This is a genomic window from Enterobacter sp. Li2LvB3, from assembly GCF_056156645.1.
In genome coordinates, this window is record NZ_JBSICG010000013.1 from 115,761 (window position 1) to 142,588 (window position 26,828).

Sequence of the window (26,828 nt, forward strand, 5' to 3'; positions counted from 1 at the left end):
CCGGACTATTTTCGGTCATTCTCACACATCACACTCATGACTATGCTGCATTACAATCGCTCGCAACACTCTGTTTTTGCATTTATTTTTGTCATGCTGTTTTTCTTTGCGGCAACACCTGCTTCCTATGCTCGCGCAGATAACACCAATGACATTCCCACGCGCGCAGATGTTCAGTCGCAGCTCGATACCCTGAACAAGCAAAAAGATCTGTCGCCGCAAGACAAACTCGTCCAGCAGGATTTAACCGAAACGCTGGAAACGCTTGATAAAATTGAGCGCGTAAAAGCAGAAACAACCCAGCTTCGCCAGAAGGTTGCCCAGGCGCCGGACAATATGCGCAAGGCTACTGAGGCGTTGAATGCATTAAGCGACGTCGACAACGATGATGAAACCCGCAAAACGCTCTCGACGCTGTCGCTGCGTCAGCTTGAGTCTCGCGTAGCGGATCTGCTGGACGACCTGCAAACCGGTCAGTCCGACCTGGCAACCTACAATAGCCAGCTGGTGTCGCTGCAAACCCAGCCAGAGCGCGTGCAAAACGCAATGTATTCGGCATCTCAGCAGCTACAGCAAATCCGTAACCGCCTGAATGGGACTACCGTTGGGGAAGGGGCTTTACGTCCCACTCAGCAAACGCTGCTGCTGTGCCAGCAGTCGCTTCTAAACGCGCAAATCGAACAGCAACGTAAGAGCCTGGAAGGCAATACCGTCTTGCAGGATACGCTGCAAAAACAACGCGATTACGTCACCGCAAACATAAACCGTCTTGAGCACCAGCTCCAGCTGTTGCAGGAGGCGGTAAACAGTAAGCGCCTGACGCTCACGGAAAAAACAGCGCAGGAGGCTGTTTCGCCAGACGAGACGGCCCGTATTCAGGCCAACCCACTGGTTAAACAGGAGCTGGACGTTAACCATCAGCTCAGCCAGCGCCTGATTCAGGCAACCGAAAGCGGTAACTCGCTGGTTCAGCAGAACATTAAAGTGAAAAACTGGCTGGACCGCGCGCTCCAGGCGGAACGTAATATTAAAGAACAGATTGCCGTACTAAAAGGCAGCCTGTTGTTATCACGCATTTTGTACCAGCAACAGCAGACACTACCGTCCGCGGATGAGCTGGAAGACATGACCAACCGCATTGCCGATTTACGTCTGGAGCAATTTGACGTAAACCAGCAGCGCGACACGCTTTTCCAGAGCGACACCTTTGTTGCCAAAGTGGAAGAGGGCCACTCCAGTGAAGTGAACCCTGAGGTTCACGACGCGCTGTTGCAGGTGGTGGATATGCGCCGCGAGCTGCTCGATCAGCTTAACAAGCAGCTTGGCAACCAGCTGATGATGGCAATTAACCTGCAAATCAATCAGCAGCAGTTAGTGAGTGTCTCTAAAAATCTTCAGGAAATCCTGACTCAGCAAATTTTCTGGGTAAACAGCAACAAGCCGATGGACTGGGACTGGATTAAATCCTTCCCTGAAACGCTGAAGGCGCAGATTAAGAGCATGAAAATCACCGTGAACTGGGAGAAAGCCTGGCCTGCGGTGATGATTGCTTTCCTGGCCGGTTTGCCGTTACTGCTGATTGCGGGGCTGATTCGCTGGCGTCTTGGCTGGCTGAAGCAATACCAGGCGAAGCTTGCTCAGGAAGTGGGGCAACTGCGCAACGACAGTCAGCTCCACACGCCAAAAGCGATCCTGATTGACCTGATCCGCGCCCTGCCGGTCTGCCTGCTGATCCTGGCGGCCGGGCTGATTCTGCTTACCATGCAGCTCAATATCAGCGATTTGCTGTGGGCCTTCAGTAAAAAACTGGCACTGTTCTGGCTGGTGTTTGGTGTGTGCTGGAAAGTGCTGGAAAAAGACGGCGTTGCTGTGCGCCACTTCAATATGCCTGAGAAACTGACCAGCCACTGGCGTCGTCAGATTGTGCGTATCAGCCTTGCGCTTTTACCGCTGCACTTCTGGTCGGTGGTTTCTGAGCTTTCTCCACTTCATCTGATGGATGATGTACTGGGTCAGTTGGTGATTCTGCTGAACCTGCTGCTGATTGCCGTTCTGATGTGGCCGATGTGCCGTGACAGCTGGCGCGATAAAGAGTCCCACAATATTCGTCTGGTCACCGTGACGGTACTGGCGATTATTCCGCTGGCGCTGATGGTGCTGACCGCAACGGGCTATTTCTATACCACGCTGCGCCTTTCCGGGCGCTGGATTGAAACCGTCTATCTGGTGATCGTCTGGAACCTGCTGTACCAGACAGTACTGCGTGGTCTGAGCGTGGCGGCTCGCCGTATTGCCTATCGTCGTGCGATCGCGCGTCGTCAGCATCAGGTGAAAGAGGGGGCCGAAGGCGCAGAACCACAGGAAGAGCCAACCATCGCCCTGGAGCAAGTCAACCAGCAGACGCTGCGTATTACCATGCTGGTCATGGTGTCGCTGTTCGGGGTGATGTTCTGGGCTATCTGGTCTGATTTAATCACTGTATTTGCGTATCTCGACAGCATCACCCTCTGGCAGTACAACGGTACTGAAGCCGGGGCCACGGTGATGAAAAGCGTCACAATGGGCAGCCTGCTCTTTGCGCTGGTATCGTCGATGGTCGCCTGGGCGCTGATCCGAAACCTACCGGGGCTGCTCGAAGTGCTGGTGCTGTCGCGCCTCAAGCTGCGTCAGGGGGCATCGTATGCCATTACCACAATCCTGAACTACGTGATCATTATTGTCGGCGCGATGACGGTCTTTGGCTCGCTTGGTGTTTCGTGGGACAAACTGCAATGGCTGGCCGCGGCGCTCTCGGTTGGTCTGGGCTTTGGCTTGCAGGAGATCTTCGGTAACTTCGTTTCTGGCCTGATTATCCTGTTCGAACGCCCGGTGCGCATTGGCGACACTGTGACTATCGGGACCTTCTCCGGGACGGTCAGTAAGATCCGAATTCGCGCCACTACGATAACAGACTTCGATCGTAAAGAGGTGATCATCCCGAACAAAGCGTTCGTGACCGAGCGCCTGATCAACTGGTCGCTTTCCGATACGGTCACCCGCGTGGTGATCCGTCTGGGCGTGGCGTATGGATCGGATCTGGATAAAGTGAAAGAGGTTCTGCTGATGGCGGCATCTGAACACCCGAAAGTGATGCACGATCCGGCACCGTCGGTATTCTTCACCACCTTTGGCCCGAGCACGCTGGATCACGAACTGCGCTTATACGTGCGTGAACTGCGCGATCGCAGCTACACCGTGGATGAGCTGAACCGCTCTATCGATCGTCTGTGCCGTGAAAACGACATTAATATCGCCTTCAACCAGCTTGAGGTTCACCTGCGTAATGAAAAAGGTGACGAGCATACGGAAGTGAAGCGCGAGATTAAGGGTGACGATCCTACTCCGGCTTAATCTATTTTCCCTCTCCCGGCGGGAGAGGGTCAGGGTGAGGGCTACAGGCCTTCACCTTTCCCTCAAAATCTCTGCGCACAAGCTCCAGCGCTTTTAGCACCGTTTCCACCGGGATCGCGTGATTCTCCAGCAGCATAATCAAATCGACGGCCAGTTTGACCTCATCGGGGGCATTTTCCAGTGACATTCGCGGATCCTTTTAACGGGTCAGGCGTTCGATTACGCGTTCAATTTCCTCTAATGCCTGTCGGCAGCGGACAATGCGGCCTTCCAGGGCGGTTATTTCTCGCATCAATAATTGCTGCTCTTCCAGCGTTTCGCTGCTGTTCAGGCGTACTTCACGCTCGCGCTTCATCTCAAACAGGCGGCGCTCAAATTCCTGGTTCTCCAGCCGTTTGCGCTGCCACTTGCTAAGACCCGGCGACGGGCTATCCCACGCTCGCAACGGCCAGGCGATAATTTCACGGTGCAGGGCGGTTATCTGTTCGGTGAGATGTTCAGCCAGCCACGCCACTTGCTCCTGCTGCTCGCTCTGTACCGCATGACGCAATTCGTCAAGATTGGTCTGCACTTCGGCAAGATAATCCTGAATTAACGTACTGCGGGTGCGGAAAAGCTGCTGGTCAAAGCGCGGTTTTAGCGTAGCGTGTCCCATTAGCGGTGTGGCTTGCGCGCGCAGGGCAATGAGCTGATTTTGCAGCGTCTCCAGAAGCAAGGCTGTTTTCAATGCGCTCTCCAGTGGTAAAGTAGCCGTTCAGTTTGATAACGATTCGCATTATGAAGCGTACTATTCTAATCATCATTGGCTGGCTCGCGGTAGTACTTGGCACACTGGGCGTCGTTTTACCGCTCCTGCCAACCACGCCCTTTATTCTGCTGGCGGCCTGGTGCTTCGCCCGCTCTTCACCACGCTTTCACCACTGGCTGCTGTATCGCTCATGGTTTGGCGGTTATCTGCGCCACTGGCAGAAACATCGTGCGATGCCGCCTGGTGCAAAGCCACGGGCGATTGCCGTTATTCTGTTAACCTTTGCCATCTCATTATGGCTGGTGAAAATGATGTGGGTGCGGATCCTGTTGCTGGTGATCCTGACTTGCCTGCTCATCTTTATGTGGCGGATCCCGGTGGTTGATGAAAAGCAACAAAAGCACTGATGCCTTATAATGTCTGTTGCAATTATCTTGCGTAGCCAGTAAATTCGAGCGTTTTCGAGCACAGGTACGCCTGGTTAAAGGTTAAACAATTGTTACCTTTGCCAACTTCCTACGCGCACTGTGAGTAACACTGTTTTATTTGGGCACAAACCGATGACCGCAACTGCACAGCAGCTTGAATATCTGAAAAACAGCATCAAAAGCATCCAGGATTATCCAAAGCCTGGCATTCTTTTCCGTGATGTCACCAGCTTGCTGGAAGACCCGAAAGCGTACGCGCTCAGCATTGAACTGCTGGTTGAGCGTTATAAGAACGCCGGGATCACCAAAGTAGTAGGTACTGAAGCCCGTGGCTTCCTGTTTGGCGCACCGGTTGCGCTGGCGATGGGTGTTGGCTTTGTGCCGGTGCGTAAACCGCGCAAACTGCCACGTGAAACCATTGCAGAAAGTTATGAGCTGGAATACGGCACCGATCAGCTGGAAATCCACGTTGATGCGATCGAACCTGGCGACAAAGTGCTGGTGGTGGACGATCTGCTGGCGACTGGCGGCACGATTGAAGCGACAGCGAAATTGATCCGCCGTCTGGGTGGTGAAGTGACTGATGCCGCATTCATCATTAACCTGTTCGATCTGGGCGGCGAGCAGCGCCTGGAAAAACAAGGTATTACCAGCTACAGCCTGGTGCCATTCCCGGGTCACTGATCCCGATAGTCACAACCTCGCTCAATGGGTGAGGTTGTGATAGCATTCCCCTCCATAAATTCACCTTCCAGCGTTGCAGAGCCTGCCCATGAGTTATCAGGTGTTAGCCCGTAAATGGCGACCACAAACCTTTGCTGACGTTGTCGGTCAGGAACATGTGCTGACGGCCCTGGCGAATGGCTTGTCGCTAGGTCGCATCCATCACGCCTATCTATTCTCCGGCACCCGTGGCGTCGGTAAAACCTCTATTGCCCGTTTGCTGGCAAAAGGTCTGAACTGCGAAACCGGGATCACCGCGACACCCTGTGGCGTGTGTGATAACTGCCGTGAAATCGAGCAAGGCCGTTTTGTCGATCTGATTGAGATTGATGCCGCCTCGCGCACCAAAGTCGAAGATACCCGCGACCTGCTGGATAACGTCCAGTACGCACCGGCGCGCGGGCGCTTTAAGGTCTACCTGATCGATGAAGTGCACATGTTGTCGCGCCACAGCTTCAACGCTCTGCTGAAAACGCTGGAAGAGCCGCCTGCGCATGTGAAATTCCTGCTGGCGACCACCGATCCGCAAAAGCTGCCGGTGACGATTTTGTCACGCTGCCTGCAATTCCATCTTAAGGCGCTGGACGTTGAACAGATCCGCGCTCAGCTTGAGCACATTCTCGATGAAGAGAAGATTGTCCATGAGCCTCGTGCCCTGCAACTGCTGGCGCGCGCGGCAGACGGCAGCCTTCGCGACGCGCTAAGCCTTACCGATCAGGCCATCGCCAGCGGTGACGGTAAACTCTCGACCGATGCAGTCAGCACCATGCTCGGTACGCTGGACGATGACCAGGCGCTGTCGCTGATTGAAGCGATGATCGCTGCCAATGGCGAGCGTGTGATGTTGCTGGTCAACGCGGCGGCTGCGCGCGGCGTTGAGTGGGAAGGGCTGCTGGTTGAAATGCTCAGCCTGCTGCACCGCGTGGCGATGCTGCAACTCTCTCCATCGGCCATTGGCGCTGATATGGCGGCGATAGAGCAGCGGATGCGTGAACTTGCTCGCACCGTGCCGCCAACCGATGTGCAGTTGTACTACCAGACACTGCTGATCGGCCGCAAAGAGTTGCCTTTTGCACCCGACCGCCGTATGGGCGTTGAGATGACCCTGCTGCGCGCGCTGGCGTTCCACCCGCGGATGCCGCTGCCGGAGCCGGAAGTCCCGCAACAGTCCTTTGCCCCGGTCGCACCCACGGCAGTAATGTCACCACAGCAGGTGCCACCGCAACCGACACCGCCGCCACAGCAAAATGTGCCGCTGTCGGATGCCACCAGTTCGGTGCTTGCCGCACGAAGCCAGTTGCAACGTGCGCAGGGAGCAACCAAACCAAAAAAGAGTGAACCGGCAGCGCCAGGCAGAGCGCGGCCGGTAAATAACGCCGCGCTTGAACGACTGGCTTCGGTAACGGAGCGCGTGCAGTCGCGCCCTGCACCGTCCGCGCTTGAGCAAAAAGCCCCGGTGAAGGAAGAGGCTTATCGCTGGAAAGCGACCACGATTATCGAAACGGTAAAAGAAGAGGTCGCGACCCCGAAGGCGCTGAAAAAGGCGCTGGAACATGAAAAAACGCCGGAGCTGGCGGCGAAACTGGCCGAAGAATCTATTGAGCGCGATGCCTGGGCGGCAGAAGTCAGTAAATTACAGCTGCCGAAGCTAGTGGAGCAGGTGGCGCTTAATGCCTGGAAAGAGCAGGACGGTAATCAGGTTCGCCTGCATCTGCGTTCAGGGCAGCGGCATCTGAATTCCTCGGGTGCGCAAAAAGTGCTGGCTGAGGCGCTCGCCACATTACAGGGTTCGCCGGTTGAATTGACTATCATTGAAGATGATAATCCGGCGGTGCGAACGCCACTTGAGTGGCGACAGGCTATTTATGAAGAAAAGCTCGCGCAGGCGCGTGAGTCGATTATTGCGGATAACAACATCCAGACCCTGCGTCGGTTCTTCGACGCCGATCTGGATGAAGAAAGTATTCGCCCCATTTGATCGTGAGTCTGACTTACGGTTGTAATCATTAAACGTGAAAGAAGAGAGAAGCCTATGTTTGGTGGTAAAGGCGGTCTGGGTGGTCTGATGAAGCAGGCTCAGCAGATGCAGGAAAAAATGCAGAAGATGCAGGAAGAGATCGCTCAGCTGGAAGTCACGGGCGAATCTGGCGCGGGTCTGGTTAAAGTGACCATCAACGGTGCGCACAACTGCCGCCGCGTTGAAATCGACCCAAGCCTGCTCGAAGACGACAAAGATATGCTGGAAGATCTGGTTGCTGCGGCGTTCAACGATGCTGCTCGCCGTATCGACGAAACTCAGAAAGAGAAAATGGCCTCTGTATCCAGCGGTATGCAACTGCCGCCGGGCTTCAAGATGCCATTCTGATGCAAACCAGTCCGCTGCTCACGCAGTTAATGGAAGCACTGCGCTGCCTGCCGGGCGTTGGCCCAAAGTCGGCGCAGCGCATGGCGTTCACGCTCTTACAGCGCGACCGCAGCGGCGGGATGCGCCTGGCGCAGGCTTTGACCCGCGCCATGTCAGAAATTGGTCATTGTGCGGATTGCCGTACGTTTACCGAGCAGGACGTCTGTAACATCTGTTCGAACCCGCGTCGTCAGGAAAACGGTCAGATTTGCGTGGTGGAGAGTCCGGCGGACATCTACGCTATCGAACAAACCGGGCAGTTTTCTGGGCGCTATTTCGTGCTGATGGGGCATCTCTCTCCGCTGGATGGTATTGGCCCGGATGATATCGGTCTTGACCGCCTTGAACAGCGTCTTAAGTCCGAAACGATCAACGAGGTGATCCTCGCCACCAACCCAACGGTGGAAGGGGAGGCAACGGCCAACTACATCGCCGAGCTGTGCGCAGAGGCAGGCGTTGACGCCAGCCGTATCGCCCACGGCGTACCGGTTGGTGGCGAGCTGGAAATGGTCGACGGCACCACGCTGTCGCACTCTCTGGCCGGGCGTCACAAGATTACTTTCTGAACAAACGGAGGCTGCGTTCGTGGCCTCCGCTTGAAAACTCTCTCCTTTATCCCCATCTCTCACTCAACGTTTTAAAACCCCATTAAATGGCATTGTTGAGGTCGACTTAGATGAAAGGACAAGAAACCCGTGGTTTCCAGTCAGAAGTAAAACAGCTTCTGCATCTGATGATCCATTCCCTTTATTCCAATAAAGAAATCTTCCTGCGTGAGCTGATTTCCAACGCCTCCGATGCGGCGGATAAGCTGCGTTTCCGCGCGCTGTCTAACCCGGATCTGTATGAAGGCGACGGCGATCTTCGTGTGCGTGTCTCTTTTAACCAAGAGAACCGCACGCTGACCATCGCCGATAACGGCATTGGTATGACCCGTGATGAAGTCATTGACCATCTCGGCACCATCGCTAAATCAGGCACCAAAGCGTTCCTGCAATCCATGGGCTCAGACCAGGCTAAAGACAGCCAGCTGATTGGTCAGTTTGGTGTGGGCTTCTACTCTGCATTTATCGTGGCGGACAAAGTGACCGTTCGCACCCGTGCTGCGGGTGAGAGCGCTGAAAACGGCGTGTTCTGGGAATCCCAGGGTGAAGGCGAATACACCGTTGCGGATATCACCAAAGCGGATCGCGGGACTGAGATCACCCTGCACCTGCGTGAAGGCGAAGACGATTTCCTGAACGACTGGCGCGTACGTTCGATCATCAGCAAGTATTCCGACCATATCGCGCTGCCGGTTGAGATCGAAAAACAGGAAGAGAACGACGGCGAAACCGTAGTTTCCTGGGAGAAGATCAACAAGGCGCAGGCACTGTGGACGCGCAACAAGTCTGAAATCAAAGACGAAGAGTACAACGAATTCTACAAACACATTGCCCACGACTTCACTGACCCGCTGACCTGGAGCCACAACCGTGTGGAAGGTAAGCAGGAGTACACCAGCCTGCTGTATATCCCGGCGCAGGCTCCGTGGGACATGTGGAACCGCGATCACAAGCACGGCCTGAAGCTGTACGTCCAGCGCGTGTTTATCATGGATGAAGCCGAGCAGTTCATGCCGAACTACCTGCGCTTTACGCGCGGGCTTATCGACTCTAACGATCTGCCGCTGAACGTCTCCCGTGAAATCTTGCAGGACAGCACCGTCACCCGTAACCTGCGTAACGCGCTGACCAAACGCACATTGCAGATGCTGGAAAAACTGGCGAAAGACGATGCTGAAAAATACCAGACCTTCTGGAAACAGTTCGGCCTGGTGCTGAAAGAAGGCCCGGCGGAAGATTCCGGTAATATCGAAGCCATTGCTAAACTGCTGCGCTTTGCCTCCACGCATACTGATTCTTCAGCACAGACTGTGTCGCTGGAAGAGTACGTATCACGCATGAAGGAAGGGCAGGAAAAGATTTACTACATCACTGCCGACAGCTATGCCGCAGCGAAGAGCAGCCCGCACCTGGAACTGCTGCGTAAGAAAGGCATCGAAGTACTGCTGCTTTCCGACCGCATCGACGAATGGATGATGAACTACCTCACCGAGTTCGCCGGCAAAACCTTCCAGTCCGTTGCCAAAGCCGATGAATCCATCGACAAGCTGGCAGATGAAGTGGATGAAACCGCGAAAGAAGCTGAAAAAGCGCTGGAGCCGTTCGTTGAGCGCGTGAAAACTCTGCTGGGCGACCGTGTGAAAGAGGTGCGTTTCACGCATCGTCTGACCGACACTCCGGCGATTGTCACCACCGATGCCGACGAAATGGGCACCCAGATGGCAAAACTGTTCGCTGCAGCGGGCCAGGCGATGCCTGAAGTGAAATATATCTTCGAGCTGAACCCGGATCACCCGCTGGTAAAACGCGCGGCAGATACTCAGGACGAAAGCCTGTTTGCCGAGTGGGTTGAACTGCTGCTGGACCAGTCTCTGCTGGCCGAACGCGGTACGCTGGAAGATCCTAACCTCTTCATTAAACGTGTGAATGCGCTGCTGCTGGCGTAACTGACCACCTACCCCTCACCCTGCCCTCTCCCCAAAGGGGAGAGGGTTAGGGTGAGGGGGAATCAATCGCACTAACCCAAATATTCTCCCCCATTAACCGTTTCAGCCGTCCCGCCTTCCTTGAGCCACGTCCGTTCTGGTGGTATTGTTTAGCGCTTTTGAAAAATTGAACCAACTTTTGAGGGGATTTTCGCAATGCGTATTATTCTGCTTGGCGCTCCGGGCGCGGGTAAAGGAACTCAGGCTCAGTTCATCATGGAGAAATACGGTATTCCGCAAATCTCCACCGGTGACATGCTGCGCGCCGCTGTTAAATCTGGCTCCGAGCTGGGTAAACAAGCGAAAGACATCATGGACGCAGGCAAACTGGTTACTGACGAACTGGTTATTGCTCTGGTGAAAGAGCGCATTGCTCAGGAAGACTGCCGTAACGGTTTCCTGCTGGACGGCTTCCCACGCACCATCCCGCAAGCTGATGCCATGAAAGAAGCGGGCATCAACGTAGACTACGTGCTGGAATTCGACGTGCCGGACGAGCTGATCGTTGACCGTATCATTGGCCGTCGCGTACACGCTGCTTCTGGCCGCGTTTACCACATCAAATTCAACCCGCCTAAGGTTGAAGGTAAAGACGACGTGACCGGCGAAGAGCTGACCACCCGTAAAGACGATCAGGAAGAGACCGTGCGTAAGCGCCTGGTGGAATACCATCAGATGACCGCGCCACTGATCGGCTATTACTCTAAAGAAGCGCAGGCGGGTAACACCAAATACGCGAAAGTAGACGGCACCCAGGCCGTTGCTGATGTTCGTGCAGAGCTGGAAAAAATCCTCGGCTAATCGCACCTCTCTCACCCGGATCCCCGGGTGAGAAAAATTCTCATTTTATCTATCACAGCAATGGGTTTCGTTTAAACGCATTTCCGCTACAATTGACAACCATTCAAATGGTTAAGAGGCGTGAATGAGTCAGGCGAAAACCGGCATCCTGCTTGCCAATCTGGGCACTCCAGAAGCACCCACTCCAGAAGCGGTAAAACGTTACCTGCGGCAATTTCTGAGCGACACTCGCGTTGTGGATACCCCGAGACTGCTGTGGTGGCCGCTATTGCGCGGAGCCATTCTGCCGATTCGTTCCCCGCGTGTGGCAAAACTCTACCAGTCCGTCTGGATGGAGGAAGGCTCGCCGCTGATGGTCTACAGTCGTCGCCAGGAGAAAGCCCTTGCGGCCCGTTTGCCGGATATGCCGGTGGCACTGGGGATGAGCTACGGCAAACCTTCGCTTGCCAGCGCGGTTGATGAACTGCTTTCACAGGGCGTTGATCATATCGTGGTGCTGGCGCTTTACCCGCAATATTCTTGCTCGACGGTTGCCGCGGTATGGGATGAACTGGCGCGTATTCTGGCCACTCGCCGCCGTATTCCGGGTATCACATTCATTCGCGATTACGCTGATAACGCACTCTATATTAAAGCGCTGGCAAGCAGTGCCCGGGCATCGTTTGCAAAACACGGTGAGCCGGACGTGCTGCTGCTTTCCTATCACGGTATTCCTCAGCGCTATGCCGACGAAGGTGATGATTATCCTCAGCGCTGCCGCGATACCACGCGAGAGCTGGTTTCAGCGCTCGGATTGCCACCCGAGAAAGTGATGATGACCTTCCAGTCGCGCTTTGGCCGCGAGCCGTGGCTCACGCCGTATACCGATGAAACGCTTAAAATGCTGGGCGAGAAGGGCGTGAAGCACGTTCAGGTGATGTCGCCGGGCTTCTCGGCAGACTGCCTGGAAACGCTGGAAGAGATAGCAGTGCAAAACCGGGAGTTTTTCCTTGAAGCGGGCGGAGCGAAATACGAATACATTCCTGCACTTAACGACGATTCAGAGCATATCGATATGATGGTGTCGCTGGTGGCAAATAGCCGCTGATCGCGCTTAAGGCCGGGTTTGTGCTACCATTCCCGGCCCATATTCTTTGCATAGCTCATACCATGAAATTTCCCGGTAAACGTAAATCCAAACATTACTTCCCCGTCAATGCCCGCGATCCGCTGCTGCAACAAATTCAGCCGGTAAACGAAGCCAGCGCTGCATGGGTGGTCGGTATCGATCAGACTCTGGTGGATATTGAAGCGAAAGTGGATGACGCGTTTGTCGCACGTTACGGTCTGAGCGCCGGGCATTCGCTGGTGATTGAAGACGATATGGCCGAAGCGCTGTATCAGGAGCTGGTACGTGAAAACCTGATTTCCCATCAGTTTGCCGGTGGCACTATCGGTAACACCATGCACAACTATTCTGTGCTGGCCGATGACCGCTCCGTATTGCTGGGCGTGATGTGCAGCAATATCGAGATTGGCGGCTATGCCTACCGCTATCTGTGCAATACCTCCAGCCGTACCGATCTGAACTATCTCCAGGGTGTCGACGGGCCAATCGGTCGCTGCTTTACGCTTATCAGCGATTCCGGTGAGCGTACCTTTGCCATCAGCCCGGGCCACATGAACAAACTGCGCGCCGACAGCATCCCGGAAGAGGTGATTGCAGGTGCATCTGCGCTGGTGCTGACCTCCTATCTGGTTCGCTGCAAGCCGGGTGAGCCAATGCCGGAAGCCACCATGAAAGCGATCGAGTACGCGAAGAAATACAATGTGCCGGTGGTTCTGACACTTGGCACCAAATTCGTGATTGCCGACAATCCTGAGTGGTGGCAGGCGTTCCTGAAAGAGCACGTTTCGATTCTGGCGATGAACGAAGAAGAAGCGGAAGCGTTAACGGGCGAGAGCGACCCGCTGCTGGCGTCGGATAAAGCGCTGGACTGGGTGGATCTGGTGCTTTGTACCGCTGGGCCGGTTGGGTTATATATGGCGGGCTTCACCGAAGAAGAGAGCAAACGCAAAACTCAGCATCCGCTGCTGCCGGGTGCCATTGCCGAATTCAACCAGTACGAATTTAGCCGCGCTATGCGTCATAAAGATTGCCAGAACCCGCAGCGTATTTACTCGCACATCGCGCCGTATATGGGCGGACCTGAGAAGATAATGAATACCAACGGCGCTGGCGACGGGGCTCTGGCCGCGCTGCTGCACGACATTACTGCCAACGCGTACCACAAAACCAATGTCCCGAACTCCAGCAAGCACAAGTTCAGCTGGCTGACCTATTCCTCGCTGGCGCAGGTGTGTAAGTACGCGAACCGCGTGAGTTATCAGGTACTGAACCAGCACTCCCCGCGCTTAACGCGTGGCCTGCCGGAACGGGAAGATAGCCTCGAAGAGGCGTACTGGGACAGATAAAAGTGTTTATTCCCTCTCCCCGTGGGAGAGGGCCAGGGTGAGGGCATCAGGCCGCACAAAACTTACCCCGTCACAGACTCTTCAACCGGCGGTTTCTCCAGCAGCGTCAGCATCGTATTCGCAATCTCACGCTCACCCATCACCACCTGATTAGCACCACGCTCGGTAATGTATTCCACTTCATCGTCATAATGGGCGCGGGCGATAATCTCAATATGCGGGCACTTTTCGCGGGCGGACGCCACAATCTCACCGGCTTCGTAGCCGTTCGGAATGGTCAGCAGTAGCCAGCGGGCGCAGTCCAGATGCGCAAGATTCATAATCTCTTCATTGGCCGCATTGCCCAGCACTGCACGAATACCGCGCTCGCGCAGCTCATCTACGCGGGTTCTCGAGGATTCAATCACCACCAGCGGCACACCCTGCGCCATCAGCTTCTCACCCAACAGGCTGCCCACGCGGCCAAAGCCGACCAGTAGCGCATGGTTGCAGATATCCACCGGGATCTGTTTCTCTTCTTCGATAGCCTCTTCCAGCGTCTGCTCTTCGAGCGTTTCGGTTTTATCGAGGTATTTTTCCAGCAGCGCGAACAACACTGGGTTCAGCATGATGGAGAGAATAGCCCCTGCCAGCACCAGGTTCTGCCCGGCTTGTGGCAGCAGATTCAGCGCCATCCCCAGCCCTGCGAGGATAAAAGCAAACTCACCAATCTGCGCCAGGCTGGCGGCGATGGTCAGCGCTGTACGTGGCGAGTGGCCAAACATGCGCACCAGGAAGAAAGCGACAACCGACTTACCAAAGATGATGATCGCCAGCGTGCCCAGTACTGCCAGCGGCTGCTGGAGCAGGATCATCGGGTCGAACAACATCCCGACGGAGACGAAGAACAGTACGGCGAATGCGTCGCGCAGCGGCAGGGTGTCGTGCGCGGCACGGTGGCTCAGTTCGGATTCGTTCAGCACCATCCCGGCGAAAAACGCACCCAGTGCAAAGGAGACATCAAACAGCTCCACGGCGCCAAAGGCGATACCCAGCGCCAGGGCGAGCACTGAAAGGGTAAACAGCTCGCGGGAACCGGTCGCGGCGCTGCGGGACATGATCCACGGCACCAGGCGGCGGCCCACCAGCATCATAATGGCGATAAACGCCACAACTTTACCGATGGTGATACTCATATCCAGTGCCAGAGACGCAAAGCCGACGTTATCTTTTTCCATCATCCCGGCAACGGCTGGCAGCAGAACCAGCGTCAGCACCATCACCAGGTCTTCAACAATCAGCCAGCCTATCGCGATTTGCCCGCGCTGGCTGTCTATTAACTGTCTCTCTTCAAGCGCGCGCAGCAACACCACGGTACTGGCGGTAGAAAGACACAGCCCAAACACGATGCCGGTCATCAGTGACCAGCCAAGTAAGGTCGAAAGCGCCATTCCCAGCAGTGTCGCCACCCCTATCTGGGCGATCGCTCCTGGTATGGCGATAGACTTTACCGCCATCAAATCCTTCAGTGAGAAATGCAAACCGACACCGAACATCAGCAAGATCACGCCCAATTCCGCCAGTTCTGGAGCCAGTTTGGTATCCGCCACAAAGCCCGGCGTAAATGGACCCGCCAGTACACCCGCTAACAAATAGCCCACAAGAGGAGAAATACGCAGTTTATTGGCAATCATGCCGAGGATAAAAGCGAGCACAAGGCCACCAACAATGGTGGTGATTAGCGGTGTGGCGTGATGCATTCCGTCTCCTTTCGTGGTGGGGGGTTCCATTTTTGGCGAAAAACCAAAAAACCGAGTTACAGTTTATGACAATTTTTACCGACATGTTTATGAATAATTGTTGAAGTTTGAATAAAACAGCAATGAGCATGAAAAAAAGCAGATTTTGACAAATTCGGCAGGAATAAGAAGAGGAAAGCCTTATGGCATCAGGGGATCTGGCCGCCAAAGTAAAACTTTGACGGCCAGTAAATTACGCTTTGTGACGATTGTCAGGCAGGAATATGGTCAACATCCCCAAAAGTGGCAGGAAAGCACAGATTTCGTAGACCAGGAAGATGCTGGTGTGGTCCGCAACCATACCCAATACAGCGGCACCAAGGCCACCCATGCCAAAGGCAAAACCGAAAAACAGCCCGGAAACCATACCGATACGCCCTGGAAGGAGCTCCTGAGCGTAGACCAGGATGGCGGAAAACGCCGATGCCAGAATAAAACCAATGATGACGGTCAAAATGCCCGTCCATTCAAGGCTTGCGTAAGGTAAAATAAGCGTAAAGGGAGCTACACCGAGGATAGAGCCCCAAATGACATATTTACGCCCAATTTTATCGCCAACAGGCCCGCCAATTACCGTGCCTGCTGCTACCGCAAACAGGAACGCAAACAGGTGGAATTGCGCGTTTTGTACCGATAATCCGAACTTTTGCATCAGATAAAAGGTGTAATAGCTGCTGATGCTCGCCATATAGAAGTATTTCGAGAAAATCAGCACCAGAAGCACGCAAACTGCCAGAATAACCTTATTACGAGGGAGAGGATTGGTAACCTTTACTTTAGGTTTGCCTTTGTTCACCCGGTGCTGAGCGGCGTACCAGCGGCTGATCTGTGCCAGTACGATAATCGCCAGCAGGGCGGCCAGGACAAACCATGCAACGTTGCCTTTGCCGTAAGGGGCAATGATCACCGCTGCCAGCAGTGGGCCGAGCGAGCTGCCAAAGTTACCGCCAACCTGGAACAGAGACTGCGCCAGCCCGTGACGCCCGCCAGAGGCCATGCGCGCCACGCGGGAAGATTCCGGATGGAATATGGAAGAGCCCGTGCCGACGAGCGCTGCGGCAACCAGCACCGCTTCAAAGCTGCCCGCCATCGCCAGCAATACCAGCCCGCTTAAGGTAAAGCACATGCCAACCGGCAATGACCACGGCATCGGATATTTATCCGTCCAGTAGCCCACCACCGGCTGCAGCAGCGACGAGGCCAGCTGGAAGGTCAGGGTGATCATCCCGATCTGCACGAAGGTTAATGAAAACTCAGACTGCAATAACGGGTAGATCGCCAGAATCAGAGACTGGATCATATCGTTGAGCAGATGAGAAAGACTGATTGCGCCTAAAACTTTAAAGGAAGTGCGCGATTGTGGCGGCGACGCCGGTGAGCCCGTAATGGGCTGGGTTGATTCACTGATTGCCATAGAGATGAATACCACGTCGTTTGTTATTAGAAATGCAGGGTGTAATTATTATCCAACTAACATACCCGCCTGTGACATTTGAAGAAAGTCGCAATTATGAAAACTTATTTGTTTATTCTTGTTACTCATTGTAATTTTTGCGTTTGTCTAAGGGTCAGGGAGAGAATATATGAAGTTAATGAAACGGGGCGTGGCGCTGGCGCTGATCGCCGCATGGGGGCTGACAAGCCTGCCTGCACAGGCGTATGAAAAAGACAAAACCTACAAAATCACCATTCTGCATACCAACGATCACCACGGCCATTTCTGGCGCAGCGAATACGGTGAATATGGCCTTTCCGCCCAAAAAACGCTGGTGGATGGTATTCGCAAAGAGGTAGCCGCAGCAGGGGGCAGTGTGTTGCTGCTCTCGGGCGGGGATATTAATACCGGTGTACCGGAATCTGATTTACAGGATGCAGAGCCCGATTTCCGTGGCATGAATTTAATAGGTTATGATGCGATGGCCGTGGGTAACCATGAGTTTGATAATCCGCTGACCGTTCTGCGCCAGCAGGAAAAATGGGCCAAATTCCCGTTCCTCTCTGCCAATATTTATCAGAAAAGCACCGGCGAACGCCTGTTTAAACCCTGGGCGCTGTTTAAGCGTCAGGATCTGAAAATTGCCGTTATTGGTTTAACCACCGACGACACGGCGAAAATCGGCAACCCGGAATACTTCACCGATATCGAGTTCCGTAAACCAGCAGACGAAGCAAAGCTGGTGATTCAGGAACTCCAGCAGAATGAAAAGCCGGACGTGATTATCGCCACCACGCATATGGGGCACTACGATAATGGCGAGCATGGCTCCAATGCGCCGGGTGATGTCGAGATGGCGCGCAGCCTGCCTGCGGGCTCTCTGGCAATGATTGTGGGTGGTCACTCACAAGATCCGGTATGCATGGCGTCTGAGAATAAAAAGCAGGTGGATTACGTGCCAGGCACGCCGTGTGCGCCAGACCGTCAGAACGGTATCTGGATTGTTCAGGCTCACGAGTGGGGTAAATACGTCGGTCGTGCGGACTTTGAGTTCCGCAATGGCGAGATGAAACTGGTGCACTACCAGCTGATCCCGGTCAACCTGAAGAAGAAAGTATCTTACCCGGACGGGAAAAGTGAGCGCGTACTTTACACCCCAGAAATTGCTGAAAACCAGCAGATGCTCTCCGTGCTGACGCCGTTCCAGAATAAAGGCAAAGCGCAACTGGATGTGAAGATAGGCACGCTTAATGGCCGCCTGGAAGGTGACCGCAGCAAAGTCCGTTTCGTGCAGACCAATATGGGGCATCTGGTGCTGGCAGCGCAAATGGCGCGTACCAGTGCAGACTTCGGCGTGATGAGCGGCGGCGGTATTCGTGACTCCATTGAGGGTGGGAATATCACCTATAAAGATGTGCTGAAGGTTCAGCCGTTTGGCAACGTGGTGGTGTATGCCGACATGAGCGGTAAAGAGGTTATCGACTACCTGACCGCCGTGGCGCAGATGAAGCCCGATTCGGGGGCGTATCCACAGTTTGCCAACGTCAGTTTTGTGGCGAAAGACGGTAAGCTCAATGACCTCAAAATCAAAGGCGAGCCGGTTGACCCTGCTAAAACGTACCGCATGGCAACACTGAGCTTTAACGCTACGGGCGGGGATGGCTATCCGCATATCGATAACAAACCGGGCTATGTGAATACCGGCTTTATTGATGCGGAAGTGCTTAAGCAGTTTATTCAGCAGAATTCGCCGATAGACGTGAATGCGTATGAGCCGAAAGGTGAGGTGAGCTGGCAGTAGTGCGGCTGTGTTGCCCGGTGGCGCTGCGCTTACCGGGCCTACGGGTGCAACATGTAGGCCGGGTAAGGCGTAGCCGCCACCCGGCTTTTTCTTTTAATCCCTACGCGCAATATCCGCAAATTTCGCGTCCAGCATTTTTGCCAGATCGCCTGCCGCCAGTTCAATATCCAGCCCGCGCTTGCCGCCTGAAATATAAATGGTGTCGAATTCCTGGGAAGGTGCATCGATCAGCGTTGGCAGACGTTTTTTCTGCCCCAGTGGGCTGATCCCGCCCACCAGATAACCGGTAGTGCGTTGCGCAACCATTGGATCCGCCATGTCGACTTTTTTCGCGCCCAGCGCTTTGGCGACTTTTTTCAGATCCAATTGCCCCGCCACAGGCGTTACCGCCACCGCAAGGTGTTTCATATCGCCATTCACCGCAACCAGCAGCGTTTTGTAAACCTGGTCGGCATTCAGCCCCAGCTTACGCACCACTTCATCGCCAAAGTTTGTTTCATTCGGATCGTGATCGTAAGTGTGGATCCTGAAAGAGATTTTGTTTTTTTCGAGTAATTTAACGGCGGGAGTCATAGCTATCCTTCTTACGACAGACATTTCATGCCAAGAGCATACGCCTGACGTTTGTCTAAAAAATAGCACCATCTTGCGCAATAGTATTGGCAGTGATGGTCACTTTGAGCGACAATCGGCTCAACCGAAGGTCTCCTTCGGCATAATAAAAACGATGAAATTCCTCTTTGACGGGCCAATAGAAATATTGGCCATTTTTTTATTTAAGCAGTGACGGCAAATTCCCTTCTCCGTACAAATGTAACGCCCCGACGGCAACCACATAATGCCCGGCTGGCAGCGCATTCAGCGTATGTTTCCACGCCCGGTTACGCTCGTTCATCAGGACATCATACAACGACTGGCTGAACGTGGCGGGTAATTCTGGTTTGTCGTTTGCGGGCGGCGTTTCGAGCCACCAGCTTACCATCACCTGGAGCAACCGCGCGTTGGTATGCCAGTGGGTCAGGGTATCATCCAGCAATAGTAAGCCATCATCAGGAAGCTGGCGTAACAGCTCAACCTGGCTTTGTGCACCTTCCAGCTCGATGATCGGCAGGTTTCGTGCCCGGGCGGCGTGAAGGAGCTGATAATCAATACCATACTCTCCCCGTAATCCCAGACGTTGCGCCTGTGTCGCCTGAAGCACCATGGCAATCTGCCACAGGGGCTGAGTTTCCAGCATCGACATTGATATGCCCAGATCATCAGCCACGCGCGTCAGTTCGGCAAGCTGGGTGTCATCCAGGCGTTCGCTGAGCGGAGGCGGGATATCCAGATCGGCAAAAGGAGATTCACTGCCGGAGATATCCGCTTCGACAACCAGGGCATCCGCATTACGCAGCAGTTTGAGCAGGGGAGGCGGGAGAGGTGACATCCCGGAGGTTCCCATATGGATGCTGCCAACCAGGTGCAGATGTTGTCCGCCAGAAAGTGAGATATCCATGCCCGGCCAGGCATAACGGCGAGGGAACAGGGCGCGAAACGATGTTTTTATACGATTAAACAGACTCATACGCGCTCCATGAACGGAAAGGTTCATGCTAGCGCGTAGGAGCCGAAGGTTCAATCTTTCGGTTTAAAGCGCAACAGCCGGTTTGCGTTACTGACCACGGTTATGGACGACAGCGCCATTGCTGCGCCTGCGACTACCGGGTTGAGCAGCGTGCCGGTCAGTGGCCACAAAATCCCGGCGGCAATCGGAATGCCGAAACTGTTGTAGATAAATGCCCCTAACAGGTTCTGCTTCATATTGCGCAACGTGGCTTTTGAAATGGCCAGCGCATCCGCAACGCCCATCAGACTGTGGCGCATCAGGGTGATCGCTGCCGTTTCAATGGCAACATCGCTGCCGCCGCCCATCGCGATCCCCACTTCGGCCTGGGCCAGTGCAGGTGCATCGTTGATCCCGTCCCCGACCATAGCCACCTGGCGCCCCTGGTTTTGCAGCGTTTTGATGGCGTCGGCTTTACCCTCTGGCAGTACCCCGGCAATCACCTCATCAATACCGGCTTCGCGGGCAATGGCATTTGCCGTTGTCGGGTTATCCCCGGTCAGCATCACCAGGCGGTAGCCCGCGCGGTGCAGACGTTTCAGGGCATCCACGCTGTCCTGGCGCAGCGGATCGCGAACGGCAATCAGGGCCGCCACTTTGCCGTCTACAGCCAGCAGTACCGGTGTCGCGCCCTGAGATGCCTGCGCCTGTAGTTCACTGTCCAGCACCGACGTATCGATACCTTTTTCATTCAGCAGCGCCTGGTTACCCAGCAGCAGTGCGTGTCCTTCTGCTTCACCGCTGACGCCCAGCCCACGTAGAGTGCGGAAGTTGCTTACCTGCGGCAGGGATGCGTCCGCCGCTTTATCAATAATGGCGCGAGCCAGAGGATGGCTGGAGCCTTGCTCCAGCGCGGCTGCCAGGCGCAGTGCATCGGCTTCTGCGATGCCAGCGGTGTTCACCGCGACCACCTGCGGTTTGCCTTCCGTAAGCGTACCGGTTTTATCAAATACCAGCGTATCGAGCGTGCTGGCGCGTTGCAGGGCGTCGGCGTCACGGACCAGTACGCCAAACTCGGCGGCACGACCCACGCCCGAGATAATCGACATCGGCGTCGCCAGGCCAAGCGCGCAAGGACAGGCGATGATTAATACCGTGGTGGCAATCACCAGGGTGTAGACAATTTGCGGCGCCGGGCCGAAGAAATACCAGATAGCGGCGCTCAGCAGGGCAATACAGACCACCACGGGCACAAAAATGGCGGAGATTTTATCAGCAAGCTGGCCAATCTCCGGCTTACTGCTCTGAGCCTGACGCACCATGCGGATAATACGCGACAGCGTGGTGTGGCTACCTGTGCGGCTTGCACGAAACAGTACGCTACCGTCCTGCACCACCGTACCGGCGTGCACGGCATCTCCCTGGGATTTTTGCTGTGGGATAGGTTCCCCGGTCAGCATGGCTTCATCAAGCCAGGCATCACCCTGAGTGATCTCGCCGTCAACAGGAACACGGTCACCGGTGGTCAGGCGCAGCGTCATACCCGGCTGAACCTCGGCCAGCGGAACATTTTTCTCGCCGTCGTCTGTGACGACGCGAGCGGTTGGCGGCGTTAAATCAAGGAGTCTTTCCAGCGCTTTAGAGGAACGCTGGCGTGCGCGGGCTTCGAGCATATGGCCTAAGTTAATCAGGCCGATAATCATCGCACTCGCTTCGTAATAAAGATGGCGCGCTTCCATCGGGAACCACTGTGGCCAGACGTTGACGCTCATCGAATAGAGCCAGGCCGCGCCCGTGCCGAGTGCGACAAGCGTATCCATCGTTGCGGTGCGATTTTTCAGGCTCTTCCAGGCGCTCGAATAGAAGTGACCCCCGGCGAAAATCATGACGCCGAGTGTAATCACACCAATTACCAGCCATAACGTGCGGTTGTCGTCAGTGACCATCATGTTGTCACCGATCATGCCCCACACCATTACCGGAATACCGACCAGCAGCGCGACAATCGCCTGCCAGCGGAAGCGTTTCATGGTGGCTACCGCCGTTTCCTGCTGGCGTTCGCGGCGTTTGGCATCATCTTCGATGGCCTCTGCGCCGTAACCTGCTTTTTCGACGGCCTGCACTAAATCTGCGGCGGAGGCACTGCCCATAATCAGCGCAGTACGCTCCGCAAGGTTAACCCGTGCCTGTGCGACGCCCGGTACGGCCTGCAATGCATTTTGTACCCGGGAAACGCAGCTGGCGCAGCTCATGCCGTTGATCAGCAGCTGTTGGCTGTCGTCAATATCATCAGCTACCGGAAGCTCAGGAGTGGCCGCTGTCAGTGCTTCCGACGGGAGTGATGACTCTGCCAGCGGTTTAGCCTTTGGGTGGCTTAACTCCGCTCCGTAACCGGCTTGTTTGATAGTGTCGATCAGCGCATCGGCGCTGGCGCTACCGGTGACGGCAGCATGATCGATAGTCACGTCCGCGCTTTCAACATCAGGACGCTGTTCCAGGCTTTCTTTAACGCGTTTGACACAGTGGCCGCAGGAGAGGCCGTCCAGAGTCAGATCAATGGTGTGAGACATAACAAAACTCCCGTATAATTATCTGGTCAGTTATTGACCTTCATAATGCTTTTCGCTAACTGTTATGAAGGTTAAACCTTCCATCAAGGGGAAGGTCAAGGGGGAAATGTGAATATCAGTGATGTTGCGAAAAAAACCGGATTGACCAGCAAAGCAATTCGTTTTTATGAAGAGAAAGGGCTGGTAACACCGCCACTGCGCAGCGAAAACGGCTACCGCAGTTATACGCAACGGCATCTTGATGAGCTGACGTTACTGCGTCAGGCAAGGCAGGTAGGCTTTAACCTGGAAGAGTGCGGCGAACTGGTAAATCTGTTCAACGATCCGAAACGCCACAGTGCAGATGTCAAAAAACGTACCCTGGAGAAGGTCGCTGAAATTGAGCGCCATATCATTGAACTACAGGCCATGCGCGAACAACTGCTGGGGCTGGCGGCGTCTTGTCCGGGAGACGACAGCGCCGAGTGTCCGATTATTGATAATCTTACCGGCTGCTGTCATCGCAAGGCCAATGCCTAACAAGCTTTTACGCGCAGGGTAATACCTTCCACCGCAATGACCTCAACCCGCGTTCCGGCGCTGAGGTCATCATCTGCCACCACTGGCCACGAGCTATCACCCACGCGCATGTGTCCGCGGCCATTCACCAGCGTGGTGTCCAGCGTAAATCGCTTGCCGACAATCTGCTGTCCACGCTGATTAAGATGGGCGTCCGCAGGTTCCTGCGCTTTCACCCGCGTGCTCAGCCAGCGCCACCACAGCCAGGCCGCAATCAGCGTCAGCACGGCAAACAGCGCGCCCTGCCACGCCCAGTCCAGCGGAAGCAGCCAGACCAGCAGTCCGGTGATCACGGCAGCGACACCGCTCCAGAGCAGGTAACCGTTGCCGCCAAGCATCTCGGCTGCCAGCAATAAGCCACCGAGACTTAGCCAGAAGGCATGAGGATGTGCAACGATGAGCTCGATCATTTCTTACGCTCGTTTCCGCTATCCTTAATGAGTTCGGTAATCCCGGCAATAGATCCCATCAGGCTGCTGGCATCCAGCGGCATCATCACTACTTTGCTGTTATTCGCAGAGCCAATCTCTTTCAGTGCATCGGTATATTTTTGCGCCACGAAGTAGTTAACGGCCTGGATATCGCCGGCAGCAATGGCTTCGGACACCATCTGGGTTGCGCGGGCTTCCGCCTCTGCGGAACGTTCACGCGCCTCAGCCTGGAGGAACGCAGACTGGCGATCGCCTTCCGCTTTCAGGATCTGCGACTGTTTTTCCCCTTCAGCTTTCAGGATTTCTGCCTGGCGTATGCCTTCGGCCTCGAGGATATAGGCACGCTTGGTACGCTCGGCCTTCATCTGAGCGTTCATCGATGCGATAAGTTCCGCCGGTGGGCGCACGTCACGGATCTCAATACGGGTGACTTTAATCCCCCACGGATTGGTCGCCTCATCCACAATGTGCAGCAGGCGCGTATTAATGCTGTCACGCTGGGAGAGCATTTCGTCCAGCTCCATCGAACCAAGCACGGTACGGATGTTAGTCATTGTCAGATTAACAATCGCCAGTTCGAGATTGCTGACTTCATACGCCGCTTTAGGCGCATCAATCACCTGAATAAAACAGACGGCATCAATGGTGACGTTGGCGTTGTCTTTGGAGATAATTTCCTGAGAAGGGATATCCAGCACCTGTTCCATCATGTTGATCTTGCGACCGATTCGGTCCATGAAAGGCACAATAAGGCTCAAGCCAGGCTGCAATGTATTGGTATAGCGGCCAAATCGTTCAACGGTCCACTGATACCCCTGCGGGACAATTTTGACACCCGCACCAACGATAACCAGTGCGACGAAAATAAGGACAGGGACAACGATGAGCATAAAACCTCCTGTTTTGAATGCTGTGACGAGAAAAATTGTGTGTTTGTTGTTCGTAAGTATATCGGCTATCGGCCAGAAATTCGCCCCTGTAAAGAGGTGGGAAGCGCATCAGAGGTAATAAAGAGCCCTGCCAGATGGGCAGGGCAAAGGGATCAGGCACCCGGATGGGTATATGAAAAGTCTGCGATAAACTGCTCGCCCGCGTCGGCGATGGCTTTGGATAAGCCCTGATAGTAATTTTCCAGCCCAATGGCTTCAATTTGCTGGATTTGCTCGCGAATAGGGGCACAGAAGAGAACTGCGTTACCGGCTTCAACACGTTTGTTATTCGGAGGGAGATCGTCTGCGATCGCTTTAAACCACGTTCTGATCCCCTGCTTTAAGTTGTGCGGAGCCTTGGTCAGGTTTTCGATACCGGTCAGCACTTGCAGAGTAGGAAACTCGTCGGCAAATACGGCTGTTTTCATACGACCAAAGAACTGGCAGAAAAGCTCAAATGAACCCAAATCTGTCACGCGAGGCTTAGTTGTTTTACCGTTTTTGTTACCAGGCTTGCTAGCCTCTGACGTGGTCGCCGGGACCGCGTTGACCTTGTGCAGATCCAGACCAAACAGCAGATTACAGTGCGCCCGGCGCTCTTTCAGCGGGTAAGACATCAGTACATCGATAAACTGGGTTGCCTTTACATCCGCAAGATCGTGGTTAATGAGCCACTGTGAACGCGCGAAATCAGCAGGGGAGACAAACCAGTCCGGTACTTCGTCGTAACGTTTTGATTTTCCCTTGCCGTCAAACTCAATAAAGTGCGTACCATCATTAAAGGCGAATTTGCAGTTTCTGAAGCTGCCAATCGTGGTGTTAACGATGAGCGCCTTTTTGACGAAATCGACAACTTCTGCACCGATGACAAAACTTGTGAGTTCCGAAGAATTGATGACTTCCATTAATGTTTCTACAGTAGGAACACCAGGCTTCAAAGAAGAAAACTCATAAAAGATATGTGTCATGCTGCATACTTCCTATAGTTATAAGGGTGCCAATTTGTACACGAAAAAGTGTAACACCACTCGATGCCTGAGGCTATTAGCTCTGCGTGCGGGAACTATGGCGAGATCACAAATGGAAGATATACGTTACTTTTTAATGTCAACATGTCAAACAGGATTGACATGTTGAAGACTACTTTTTTTAAGAATTGCGTCCTTTTCTCTTCTCAGTAGATGAATACATTAAATACACTTAACTAAGACTGTTATCAGATACAAAAAAGCCGCCTTAGCGGCGGCTTGATTGCAGTACGTTTATGAGTGGGACGCGTGTTATTTCAGGTAACCAATAAATCCTTCGCCTTGCTTTAGCAGCGCAACCTTGCCGCTCTTATAAACAACAATATTATACAGACCCTGGCTATAACTTTTTGCTGAAGCGTTGTTTTCATCCAGTGCGGCGGGTTTACCGTCAACGGTTACCCAATCACCTGATATTACTACGGTTATCCCATAACCTTTCACCGTTCTTTTCTTCGCTGACTGTGCTTTTTGCAGCGCGGGCAGAACGGAATACTGCCCCTGTGTATTTTGCACCATCGGTGGGACTGCCATCATCCCCTTGGGCTGATTACGCTGCGCGAACCCGTTCAGGCTCACTACGGCAAATGCCAGCGCGGTAAGCATCTTCAATTTCATCCTGACACCTTAATTAATAAGAGAAAGTTAACAGGTCGTTTTTATGACGACCTGAACATGACATGGTGAGTGAAATCAGAAATCGCCAGAAATACCGGCACCTGCCATCCAGCCGCTGTCGAATGACGTTGACGCCTGCATGTTTACAGCGACATGGCTGGTTAGCCCTTTCTGAATACCGCCGGCCAGTGCTGCTCCGTCGCCGTTAGCGGTACCGGTGGAAAGTGCCCATGCGTTGTCGGAGTGATAGTGCAGGCTGGACATGGCCGCCGCGTTGTTCAGACCGCGTTTCAGTTCATCACGGGTGTCCTCAATTTCTTTCGCGTTACGATCGATTTTCTGACTGTTTTGAGAAATCGCGTCCGAGTTACTGCTCACTTTGCTACGCGTGGCCTGATCAACGTAGTACGTGTTTACATGCTGAACCGTTGTTACGGTGTTTGTGCCACTTGTCGGGGTAACCGGGGCTTTGGTGGATGGCTTCAGGCTGGTTGCCGGAATGACGGTCCCATTTGTTGTCGGGGTAATGACCGGTGGCGCAATCAGGGCAGCCTGTTTTTTAGCAATATCCTGGCGGTAAAGCGTTGGGTTCACGG

The 26,828-nt window shown here is 54.3% G+C and carries 24 protein-coding genes and 1 other annotated feature; of the genes, 12 read left to right on the forward strand and 12 right to left on the reverse strand.

Translation table 11 applies throughout. The features are described from left to right. Positions 1-42: 42 nt before the first annotated feature. Complete coding sequence (gene mscK / locus ACS603_RS12700; RefSeq protein ID WP_474944382.1) at positions 43-3,390, forward strand: mechanosensitive channel MscK; 3,348 nt, start codon at positions 43-45, stop codon at positions 3,388-3,390. A 1-nt stretch (position 3,391) separates the two neighbouring features. Here the strand turns inward: mscK and rsmS are convergent, their stop codons facing one another. Together rsmS and priC are read right to left on the reverse strand one after the other, a co-directional pair. Beyond that, the gene (gene rsmS / locus ACS603_RS12705; protein ID WP_182059864.1) at positions 3,392-3,577 is read right to left on the reverse strand and encodes a pleiotropic regulatory protein RsmS; all 186 of its coding nucleotides are present in this window, start codon (positions 3,575-3,577) and stop codon (positions 3,392-3,394) included. 12 nt (positions 3,578-3,589) lie between these two features. Then, complete coding sequence (gene priC, locus ACS603_RS12710; RefSeq protein WP_474944376.1) at positions 3,590-4,117, reverse strand: primosomal replication protein N''; 528 nt, start codon at positions 4,115-4,117, stop codon at positions 3,590-3,592. A 50-nt stretch (positions 4,118-4,167) separates the two neighbouring features. On the opposite strand from priC, the gene ACS603_RS12715 reads away from it, so the two are divergent. The 9 genes from ACS603_RS12715 to ACS603_RS12755 all read left to right on the forward strand — a co-directional run bounded on the left by ACS603_RS12715 (position 4,168) and on the right by ACS603_RS12755 (position 13,538). After that, the gene (locus ACS603_RS12715; RefSeq protein WP_014069164.1) at positions 4,168-4,545 is read left to right on the forward strand and encodes a DUF454 family protein; all 378 of its coding nucleotides are present in this window, start codon (positions 4,168-4,170) and stop codon (positions 4,543-4,545) included. A gap of 153 nt (positions 4,546-4,698) precedes the next feature. Next, positions 4,699-5,250 (forward strand): adenine phosphoribosyltransferase, encoded by a 552-nt coding sequence (apt, locus tag ACS603_RS12720; RefSeq protein WP_446492314.1) that lies wholly within the window; start codon positions 4,699-4,701, stop codon positions 5,248-5,250. An 88-nt stretch (positions 5,251-5,338) separates the two neighbouring features. Beyond that, positions 5,339-7,267 carry a DNA polymerase III subunit gamma/tau gene (dnaX, locus tag ACS603_RS12725; protein ID WP_474944377.1) on the forward strand — a complete coding sequence of 643 codons (1,929 nt, stop codon included), beginning with the start codon at positions 5,339-5,341 and terminating at the stop codon, positions 7,265-7,267. Beyond that, positions 6,597-6,661: a sequence feature (DnaX frameshifting element), on the forward strand. It overlaps the preceding gene by 65 nt. A 54-nt stretch (positions 7,268-7,321) precedes the next feature. Further along, positions 7,322-7,654 carry a YbaB/EbfC family nucleoid-associated protein gene (locus ACS603_RS12730; RefSeq protein ID WP_010428194.1) on the forward strand — a complete coding sequence of 111 codons (333 nt, stop codon included), beginning with the start codon at positions 7,322-7,324 and terminating at the stop codon, positions 7,652-7,654. After that, the gene (recR, locus tag ACS603_RS12735; RefSeq protein WP_315688033.1) at positions 7,654-8,259 is read left to right on the forward strand and encodes a recombination mediator RecR; all 606 of its coding nucleotides are present in this window, start codon (positions 7,654-7,656) and stop codon (positions 8,257-8,259) included. The genes ACS603_RS12730 and recR overlap by 1 nt, the downstream gene beginning before the upstream one ends. A gap of 110 nt (positions 8,260-8,369) precedes the next feature. Next, on the forward strand, positions 8,370-10,244 hold the full coding sequence (gene htpG / locus ACS603_RS12740; protein ID WP_182059869.1) for a molecular chaperone HtpG: 1,875 nt from the start codon (positions 8,370-8,372) through the stop codon (positions 10,242-10,244). Positions 10,245-10,439: 195 nt separating this feature from the next. Continuing rightward, positions 10,440-11,084: an adenylate kinase gene (adk, locus tag ACS603_RS12745; RefSeq protein ID WP_182059870.1), complete on the forward strand. Its 645-nt coding sequence runs from the start codon at positions 10,440-10,442 to the stop codon at positions 11,082-11,084. A gap of 124 nt (positions 11,085-11,208) precedes the next feature. After that, positions 11,209-12,171, forward strand: coding sequence for a ferrochelatase (hemH, locus tag ACS603_RS12750; protein WP_182059871.1), 963 nt, complete (start codon positions 11,209-11,211; stop codon positions 12,169-12,171). 62 nt (positions 12,172-12,233) lie between these two features. Next, complete coding sequence (locus ACS603_RS12755; RefSeq protein WP_474944378.1) at positions 12,234-13,538, forward strand: inosine/guanosine kinase; 1,305 nt, start codon at positions 12,234-12,236, stop codon at positions 13,536-13,538. A gap of 62 nt (positions 13,539-13,600) precedes the next feature. Here the strand turns inward: ACS603_RS12755 and ybaL are convergent, their stop codons facing one another. Next, positions 13,601-15,277 (reverse strand): YbaL family putative K(+) efflux transporter, encoded by a 1,677-nt coding sequence (ybaL, locus tag ACS603_RS12760; protein WP_474944379.1) that lies wholly within the window; start codon positions 15,275-15,277, stop codon positions 13,601-13,603. A 232-nt stretch (positions 15,278-15,509) separates the two neighbouring features. Next, positions 15,510-16,730, reverse strand: coding sequence for an MFS transporter (locus ACS603_RS12765; RefSeq protein ID WP_474944380.1), 1,221 nt, complete (start codon positions 16,728-16,730; stop codon positions 15,510-15,512). Between the two features lie 169 nt (positions 16,731-16,899). Here ACS603_RS12765 and ushA point away from each other — a divergent pair, with 169 nt between their 5' ends. Continuing rightward, a complete protein-coding gene (gene ushA / locus ACS603_RS12770; protein ID WP_182059876.1) occupies positions 16,900-18,552 on the forward strand; it encodes a bifunctional UDP-sugar hydrolase/5'-nucleotidase UshA in 1,653 nt (550 codons plus the stop codon). Positions 18,553-18,645: 93 nt separating this feature from the next. Here ushA and ybaK read toward each other — a convergent pair whose 3' ends face one another. The 3 genes from ybaK to copA all read right to left on the reverse strand — a co-directional run bounded on the left by ybaK (position 18,646) and on the right by copA (position 22,668). Further along, entirely contained in the window at positions 18,646-19,125 is a 480-nt protein-coding gene (gene ybaK, locus ACS603_RS12775; RefSeq protein WP_014069174.1) for a Cys-tRNA(Pro)/Cys-tRNA(Cys) deacylase YbaK, read from the reverse strand. Between the two features lie 199 nt (positions 19,126-19,324). Continuing rightward, complete coding sequence (locus ACS603_RS12780; RefSeq protein ID WP_182059878.1) at positions 19,325-20,119, reverse strand: TraB/GumN family protein; 795 nt, start codon at positions 20,117-20,119, stop codon at positions 19,325-19,327. A gap of 50 nt (positions 20,120-20,169) precedes the next feature. After that, positions 20,170-22,668 carry a copper-exporting P-type ATPase CopA gene (gene copA / locus ACS603_RS12785; protein WP_315688036.1) on the reverse strand — a complete coding sequence of 833 codons (2,499 nt, stop codon included), beginning with the start codon at positions 22,666-22,668 and terminating at the stop codon, positions 20,170-20,172. Positions 22,669-22,776: 108 nt separating this feature from the next. Here copA and cueR point away from each other — a divergent pair, with 108 nt between their 5' ends. Continuing rightward, complete coding sequence (gene cueR, locus ACS603_RS12790) at positions 22,777-23,187, forward strand: Cu(I)-responsive transcriptional regulator (protein WP_182059880.1); 411 nt, start codon at positions 22,777-22,779, stop codon at positions 23,185-23,187. Here the strand turns inward: cueR and ACS603_RS12795 are convergent. From ACS603_RS12795 to ACS603_RS12815, 5 genes are all read right to left on the reverse strand, one after another. Continuing rightward, on the reverse strand, positions 23,184-23,636 hold the full coding sequence (locus tag ACS603_RS12795) for an NfeD family protein (protein WP_315688037.1): 453 nt from the start codon (positions 23,634-23,636) through the stop codon (positions 23,184-23,186). The two genes, cueR and ACS603_RS12795, sit on opposite strands and share 4 nt — an antisense overlap. Continuing rightward, on the reverse strand, positions 23,633-24,547 hold the full coding sequence (locus ACS603_RS12800) for an SPFH domain-containing protein (protein WP_182059882.1): 915 nt from the start codon (positions 24,545-24,547) through the stop codon (positions 23,633-23,635). The genes ACS603_RS12795 and ACS603_RS12800 overlap by 4 nt, the downstream gene beginning before the upstream one ends. Before the next feature lie 152 nt (positions 24,548-24,699). Beyond that, positions 24,700-25,554 carry a hypothetical protein gene (locus tag ACS603_RS12805; RefSeq protein WP_315688038.1) on the reverse strand — a complete coding sequence of 285 codons (855 nt, stop codon included), beginning with the start codon at positions 25,552-25,554 and terminating at the stop codon, positions 24,700-24,702. Between the two features lie 312 nt (positions 25,555-25,866). Continuing rightward, a complete protein-coding gene (locus ACS603_RS12810) occupies positions 25,867-26,232 on the reverse strand; it encodes a hypothetical protein (RefSeq protein ID WP_315688039.1) in 366 nt (121 codons plus the stop codon). A gap of 75 nt (positions 26,233-26,307) precedes the next feature. Next, a partial coding sequence (locus ACS603_RS12815) for a hypothetical protein (RefSeq protein ID WP_474944381.1) occupies positions 26,308-26,828 on the reverse strand: 521 nt, incomplete at its 5' end.